The sequence below is a fragment of the Candidatus Latescibacter sp. genome, assembly GCA_030692375.1.
Classification (GTDB): Bacteria; Latescibacterota; Latescibacteria; order Latescibacterales; family Latescibacteraceae; genus JAUYCD01.
The window spans coordinates 1-6,331 of the sequence record JAUYCD010000010.1 but is presented as its reverse complement, the minus strand read 5'-3'; the positions used below and the strand labels follow the sequence as shown (position 1 = coordinate 6,331).

The 6,331-nt window shown below is 50.0% G+C and carries 5 protein-coding genes; 2 read left to right on the top strand and 3 right to left on the bottom strand.

Translation table 11 applies throughout. From position 1 onward, the window contains the following. Both Q8O92_00575 and Q8O92_00570 read right to left on the bottom strand, forming a co-directional pair. Positions 1-460: DUF4365 domain-containing protein (locus tag Q8O92_00575; protein MDP2981808.1), on the bottom strand; the 460-nt coding region annotated here is incomplete at its 3' end. A 133-nt stretch (positions 461-593) separates the two neighbouring features. Then, positions 594-2,507 carry an SMP-30/gluconolactonase/LRE family protein gene (locus Q8O92_00570; GenBank protein ID MDP2981807.1) on the bottom strand — a complete coding sequence of 638 codons (1,914 nt, stop codon included), beginning with the start codon at positions 2,505-2,507 and terminating at the stop codon, positions 594-596. A gap of 391 nt (positions 2,508-2,898) precedes the next feature. Here Q8O92_00570 and Q8O92_00565 point away from each other — a divergent pair, with 391 nt between their 5' ends. Beyond that, positions 2,899-3,963 (top strand): DUF362 domain-containing protein, encoded by a 1,065-nt coding sequence (locus tag Q8O92_00565; protein ID MDP2981806.1) that lies wholly within the window; start codon positions 2,899-2,901, stop codon positions 3,961-3,963. Positions 3,964-4,194: 231 nt separating this feature from the next. Here Q8O92_00565 and Q8O92_00560 read toward each other — a convergent pair whose 3' ends face one another. Then, positions 4,195-5,247, bottom strand: a complete 1,053-nt coding sequence (locus Q8O92_00560) for a Gfo/Idh/MocA family oxidoreductase (GenBank protein ID MDP2981805.1) — start codon at positions 5,245-5,247, stop codon at positions 4,195-4,197. Between the two features lie 266 nt (positions 5,248-5,513). Here Q8O92_00560 and Q8O92_00555 point away from each other — a divergent pair, with 266 nt between their 5' ends. After that, positions 5,514-5,972 carry a YhcH/YjgK/YiaL family protein gene (locus Q8O92_00555; protein MDP2981804.1) on the top strand — a complete coding sequence of 153 codons (459 nt, stop codon included), beginning with the start codon at positions 5,514-5,516 and terminating at the stop codon, positions 5,970-5,972. The last annotated feature ends 359 nt before the right edge of the window (positions 5,973-6,331 follow it).

Sequence of the window (6,331 nt, the reverse complement as noted above, 5' to 3'; positions counted from 1 at the left end):
GAACTTTTTCAAATAAATTCCACAAAGTCAATGGTATTTTATTTAGCGTATCAATGTGTAATGTTATGCTTAACCGCCCCTTCTCACGTGCCTTTTGTATCTTAGTCCTTAAGTCAGAATCTAATTGTATTGCATGCCACCACGTGCGATTATTAATTACATCACACAAAATTATAATCGTAGGGACTTTGAGTTCCTCACAAAAATAGGTCAGATCATCAATTGTCAGGGAAAGGCTAATAATAGTTTCATTTGCTATAAATTTGGGATTCTCTGTACCCTTAATTTGAACTTTGAAAATAATACCCGTGCTTTGTCCCCTTTCGAAAATCTCAACTTCGCTATCTATTCCATAGTCCTTACCCTGATAACGAAGAAGCCAAGAGTTTGGTAAGGCATTTCCAAATTGTTTGCAGGCTTGATCGTCTATTTCATGCTGTCTTGGTCGTAGTTTTCCCATGTAACAGGTCTCTGGTTATAATGTTAAAGTGTTTTTCACACAGACCTAACCTGATGTTTGTACCACCTAATTGTGTTAGTCAGTTGGCTGAACATCGTCAGGACTTCTGAATATCCAACTACAGAGAGGTGCGTTATTTCTTCAACGGATACTCCAAACCCTTCACATTCGTTTTAATCGAGTAGATTCTGCCTACGCATGTCAGGTACAGGGTCTTCAGGTCATTCCCGCCGAACACGCAGTTCACCGCGCGCATCGGGAAATCCACGATCCCGAGGAATTGCCCCTTTTTGTCGAAAATCTGCAAGCCCATGAGAGTGCAGACATAGAGATTTCCCTCGACATCGATCTTCATACCGTCGGCGCCGGAGGCGTTGTCTTCTTTGGCGCGGACTTCGGGAGGGACGAACAGCTTGGCGAACGGGCGGCCATTCGAGAGGGCGCCGTCCGGATTCACATCGAACGCCATGACATAGTTCCCGACCGGCATGTTCCGGGTGTTGTTGATGAAGCAGGTTTTCCCGTCCGGGCTGAGGAGGATGCCGTTCTCCTGCCCGAATTCACCCGGCGCCACCACGCGGATAACTTCGCCGTCCGGTTTGCGGTAGAACACCGATTTCCCGGGCTGGGTCTTGTCCAGGCCGGGAGTGAACTGCGGGTCGGTGATATAGATGCCCCCTTTGGCGTCGATCACCAGATCGTTGGGGCCGTCGAAGCGGACTCCGTTGTATTTGTCGGCCAGGGTACGGAGAATCCTGCCGTCGGGATTCATCTCGATCACCCGGTGGCCGAACATGTCGCATACCGCGAGATTGCCGTTCCCCAGGGGCATTATGCCGTTGGTTTGCATGTTACGGCTGATGATGGTGAATGTTCCGTTCTTCTCCATGCGTATGGTGTTGCTCTTTTCCGGACTGCCCGCGGTGAACCCCTTTTCGAACCACATGTTGGAGAAGTAAAAGCGCCCGTTCATCCAGGCGGGGCCTTCGGTCCAGGTGAGGAACGGCTCCTTTTTCTCGCCGTCATGGACGAGCACCGGCCTGGCGTCCTTCGGGATGACAGAGTGGAATTTGGCGAGCCGGTCGTTCATCTTGGCGAGGAAATCCGGACGGGGCGGCCAGAACACATCGAGAAAGTCGCAGCCCGGAGCGCCGTATTCGCCGCGGTGCACCATGTTGGAGGGCATGTAGACGATGTCACCCTCCTGCATCTTGACCGTCTTGTCCATCAGTGTTTCATTCACATATCCCCTAAGAACGATGGATACCTGTTCCTCAGGATGGTTGTGGAACGGGGAGACCCGTCCCGGGTCCACCGAGAGGAAGCTGCACTGGAATCCACGGCCCGAAATCAGCCGTGAATTGGAAGTCGTCTCGGAAAGATCTGTGAACTGAACATCATAAAAATTCAGCACCTTGTTGGGCGGAAACGCCGGAGAAACGTGGTACATACCTTCCGTGATACTGGCGGGAACCTTACCCCCGGCTTTCTGTACATAATCGAGCCGTACCGGCGAATATATTTCCAGGATTTCGGCGCCGTCACGGCCTGCTCTCATTGCGTTGACTTCAAACTTGGGCAAATAAACAAAGTCACGGTGGGGGTTTGAGGTCCAGTTGGTGACAAGGGTATAGCTGCTCATGGGGACGAACTTCCCGTACAGGAGCTGTTCAACAGAACCTTTCCATACCACCATCAACCGCTCGCAGGGGAGTTTCTCACGGGGGATTTCCGCGCCCGGTTCCATGGTCATCCAGTTGATGAGCGTCCCTTTCCCCCAGTACATTTTGCCGGTAACTCCCGGCGCAATGGCAACATCGGGGAGATTCTTCCGGTTGATGACGGCCCCCGGTTCGAGATTGGATACCACTCCGGTTTCAGGTATATCGTTCCGGAGGATAGTTTTAACATTCTTTTCCTGGGCTGCCTTGTCATTAAGGGCTTTCCAGGCAGGCTCTTCGGCGGCGGCCGAAAACCACATCAGGGAAAAAGCAAGGATCCCAGCGCTCACCAGCGCTGCATTTCTGTACGGAATGCTGCCAGCCATGGTCGGTTCCTCCAGGATTTTAAAAGGTATTTGAAATTTATTGTTACAAAAGTCCGGATTGGTTCGTTAAAATATGAAAACAGTTGAAAAAGTATGAAATTTTTTCAGACGGTGTAAAAAATATTCTATTATCTTATCGGCGATAAAGGTTTTTTCATTCATTAGACCCTGAAACAAGTTCAGGGTGACACGGTCATGCCGAACTTGTTGCCGCTTCGCGGGAACGAACCGTTTCGGCATCTATAAATTAACAAGGGTTTTTCATAAGCCTTTTAAAATATAATCCAAAATACATAAGCCATCATAATTATGTGAAAAATGAGGCATTTTCCAAAAGATTTTTTAATAAAAAACTGATTGTTACCATACTTTTACAAGTGAAGGAATCATCATGCAGGAAAGAATCTTTCTCGATGAAGCATCCGATATCCTGAGAATACAGCAAAGCCGCCGCAGTTTCATGGGAAAGCTGGTTCTGGGCGCTGCGGGCGCAGCGTTCGGCCCGCTCACCTCGGTCAGGCTGTCAGGGGCCGAAACATTCAACCCGGAAATGAGCACCGTGTCGTTTGTAACCGGCAAGGACCGCCGCGACATGGTGTATCAAGCGCTCAAACCTTTGGAAAAAGATATCAAAAAGGGCATTCAGGGTAAGCAGATATACATCAAACCCAACCTGGTCGGCAACGAACAGCTTCTCTGCGCCACTCATCCCGATGCGATCCGGGGACTTCTCGATTTCCTGAAACCGATCTACAAAAAACAGGTAATCATCGGCGAGTCCACAGGACGAAGGTATGCGGACATGGCGGGCACGATAAAACACTACACGATCTATAATTATTTCCCGCTCGAAAAGGAATATAACGTCAAGCTCGTCGATCTCAATGGCGGGACCTATAAGATAGAGTGGGTTCTGAGCAAGGAAGGCCATCCCCTGGACCTCAGAATCTGCAGCCAGTTTCTCGACCCGAACAATTATTTCATCTCCATCTGCCGCCTGAAAACACATAACACTTTGGTGGTCACCCTTACCGCCAAAAATATGCTCCTTGGCGCGCCGTTCGTGGACGGGACCCGTCACGACAAAAGCCGCCTTCATTCACCGGGAATCCGGGGCATGAATTTCGATGTGTTCCTCCTCGCCCAGAAAATCCAGCCCCGCCTGGCCATTCTCGATGGCCTCGAAGGCATGGAAGGGAACGGCCCCACTGCCGGAACACAGGTGGATCATGGGGTGGCGCTGGCCAGCACCGATTTTATCGCGGCGGACCGTATGGGCTGCCGGCTCATGGACATAAATTTCAGCGACTGCGGATATCTGACCTACTGCGCCAATGCCGGAATAGGGCAGGGCGATCTATCGAAAATCAATGTGATCGGTCCCGACCCCGCGAATTATGTAAAAAAATACAAGCAGCATGAAAATATCCAGAAGCAACTGGAATGGAAAGACTGAAAATGTTTTCCGGATGATAAAAAGTTTTCTTATATAAGTAATCTTATCCGGGTATGCCATTAGATAAGATTCATGATCGTTTGTATAGATGCCGAAACGGTTTCATCGTTCCCGCCAAGCGGCAACAAGTTCGGCATGACACGTGTCATCCTGAACTCGTTTCAGGATCTAAATAAACAATCACGGCGCAATATTTTCAAAGATATTTAGCAAATGACATAACGGGATTATTCATATCAGTTCATCCAGTTTGACTTCTTCCCCGCGCCGCGCCGATTCATAGAGCGCCATGATCAGGTGCACCGACCTTCGCCCCTCCTCGCCGGAACAGATGAGGTTTTCACCGGTCCTCACCGCCGAAATCAGGTTGGCCACCTGGATAATATGCCCCCGAGTGGCGAAACTGGTGGCGGATGAGGCAGCAGCGCTTCGTTTTGCCTCCGCTCCGGCGACTGTTTCTACCGCGAGCTTTTCCTTGGAATCTGATACCGCCCAGCCGGTTATAGTCTCATCCGCAAGGGAAGCGGTCCCCAGAGTTCCGTTGACCTCGATATAAATTCCCTGGCCGGGATTGACTGCTGTGGCGGTCTGGAGGCGGCCATACGCGCCGTTCCTGTACCGCAGAAGTGCAATGGCGATATCCTCCACTTCGATGGTATGGGCTACCGTGTCCGTTTTGGCGTAGATGCTCTCCACATCGCCCATGATGTACAGGAGGAGGTCGATGCCGTGGATTCCCTGGTTCATGCTGCACCCGCCGCCGTCCAGAGCCCAGGTGCCCCGCCAGTCGCCGCTGTCGTAGTACGCCTGGCTGCGCCAGTATTTAATGGAGGCGTCCCCGAAGAATATCCTGCCGAATACACCGTCCTCCACTCCCTTTTTTAACCGATTCGGCGCTTCATCGGTGCGTTTCTGGAAAATCACCCCCAGCTTTACCCCGTTGGCGCGGGCGGCGCCGATCATCTCGTTGCATTCCCTGAGTGTAATAGCCATGGGCTTCTCCACCAGCACATGCTTTCCGGCGCAGGCTGCGGCGATGCTCTGTTCGGCATGCAGCCCGGAGGGAGTACAGATACATACCGCCTGTATATCGTCACGGTTGATCATCTCGCGCCAGTCATCCATCACCGCACACGTATGCTCGGCGGCAAATTTTTCGGCGCGCTCGCGGGAACGGCTGGCGACCGCCACCAGACGGCCGTCTGGATGCGCCTCTATCCCTGCGGCATGCCAGGCGCTGATGATTCCCGCCCCGATTATTCCGAATCCGAAAGGCTCGCTCATGAGGTTCTCCTTCTGCTGTGCATAACAGGCTCCTTTCTCTACATTCCGATAAAATTAACCATGAAGACCTGTTTCTTCGCACTTTTTTCAGGAAATTATAAAAACAACTACCGGCCATTACAACAGAAAAAAGCAGATACCGCCTGCTTCCTGTTCAAAGGGAAAATTGATATTGACACTGACGATTTCTTGTGCAATCATTCCAGTGATGTGAGGAAAGAAATACTACTTGTATCAATTCTTATAATCACGGAGGTTGAGCGATAATGGTTTTAGACCGAATTGACAACGGAGAACGGTACTACCCTCTCCATCCCGGTTTTCAACCGGCGTTTGAATACCTGAAAAACCTTGATCTGAAAGCTGTCCCCGCAGGCCGTCAGGAAATTGACGGCAGCCGTCTTTACGCTGTCATAACCCGCGGACCCGGAAAAGGAATGGAGAAAGCCCGACTGGAGAGTCACAAGCGGTATATCGACATCCAATGCGACATTTCCGGAACAGATTTGATCGGGTGGAAGAATATTTCCGAATGCGCCGCCCAGGGTCAGGGGTATATCGAGGGAAAAGATATCGAATATTTTCCCGGAATGTCCGAGGTATGGGTAAAAACTCTCCCCGGAACCTTCGGCATTTTCTTTCCGGAAGATGTCCATGCACCGATGGGTTCGGAGGAGGAATTATTCAAAGTTATTTTGAAAGTGGCGGTGGACTGGGACTTGTGACTTCCCGCAGGGGAAATGTAATGGTGGATGTGGAGCCTTTTCCTGCTTGTTTCTGAATCCGAATTCAAACTGGGCGCTCCTTTTAAGCCCAATGCAGTTCATTTAAAAATTTTTGAACCACGAAAGTCACGAAAAACACTAAATTTGTCATTTTTTTAAAAAAATCATTTTTCGTGCCTTTCGTGTGTTTCGTGGTTAAATATCATTCCTTTTTTCGCTTAACCCGGATTATTCATAAAAAAAGGCAGTGCATCAACTAATATATTGTATTATATTGTAGTTAGACAAATAACGACGAACAAACACAATACAAATGAGTTGAGCCTGCCATGAGAGAAGATACCCAACTTTCGCTTAGA

Coding starts and splice junctions, on each gene's coding strand:
- Q8O92_00570 (MDP2981807.1), bottom strand. CDS start 2,507: ATGGCTGGCAGCATTCCGTACAGAAATGCAGCGCTGGTGAGCGCTGGG.
- Q8O92_00565 (MDP2981806.1), top strand. CDS start 2,899: ATGCAGGAAAGAATCTTTCTCGATGAAGCATCCGATATCCTGAGAATA.
- Q8O92_00560 (MDP2981805.1), bottom strand. CDS start 5,247: ATGAGCGAGCCTTTCGGATTCGGAATAATCGGGGCGGGAATCATCAGC.
- Q8O92_00555 (MDP2981804.1), top strand. CDS start 5,514: ATGGTTTTAGACCGAATTGACAACGGAGAACGGTACTACCCTCTCCAT.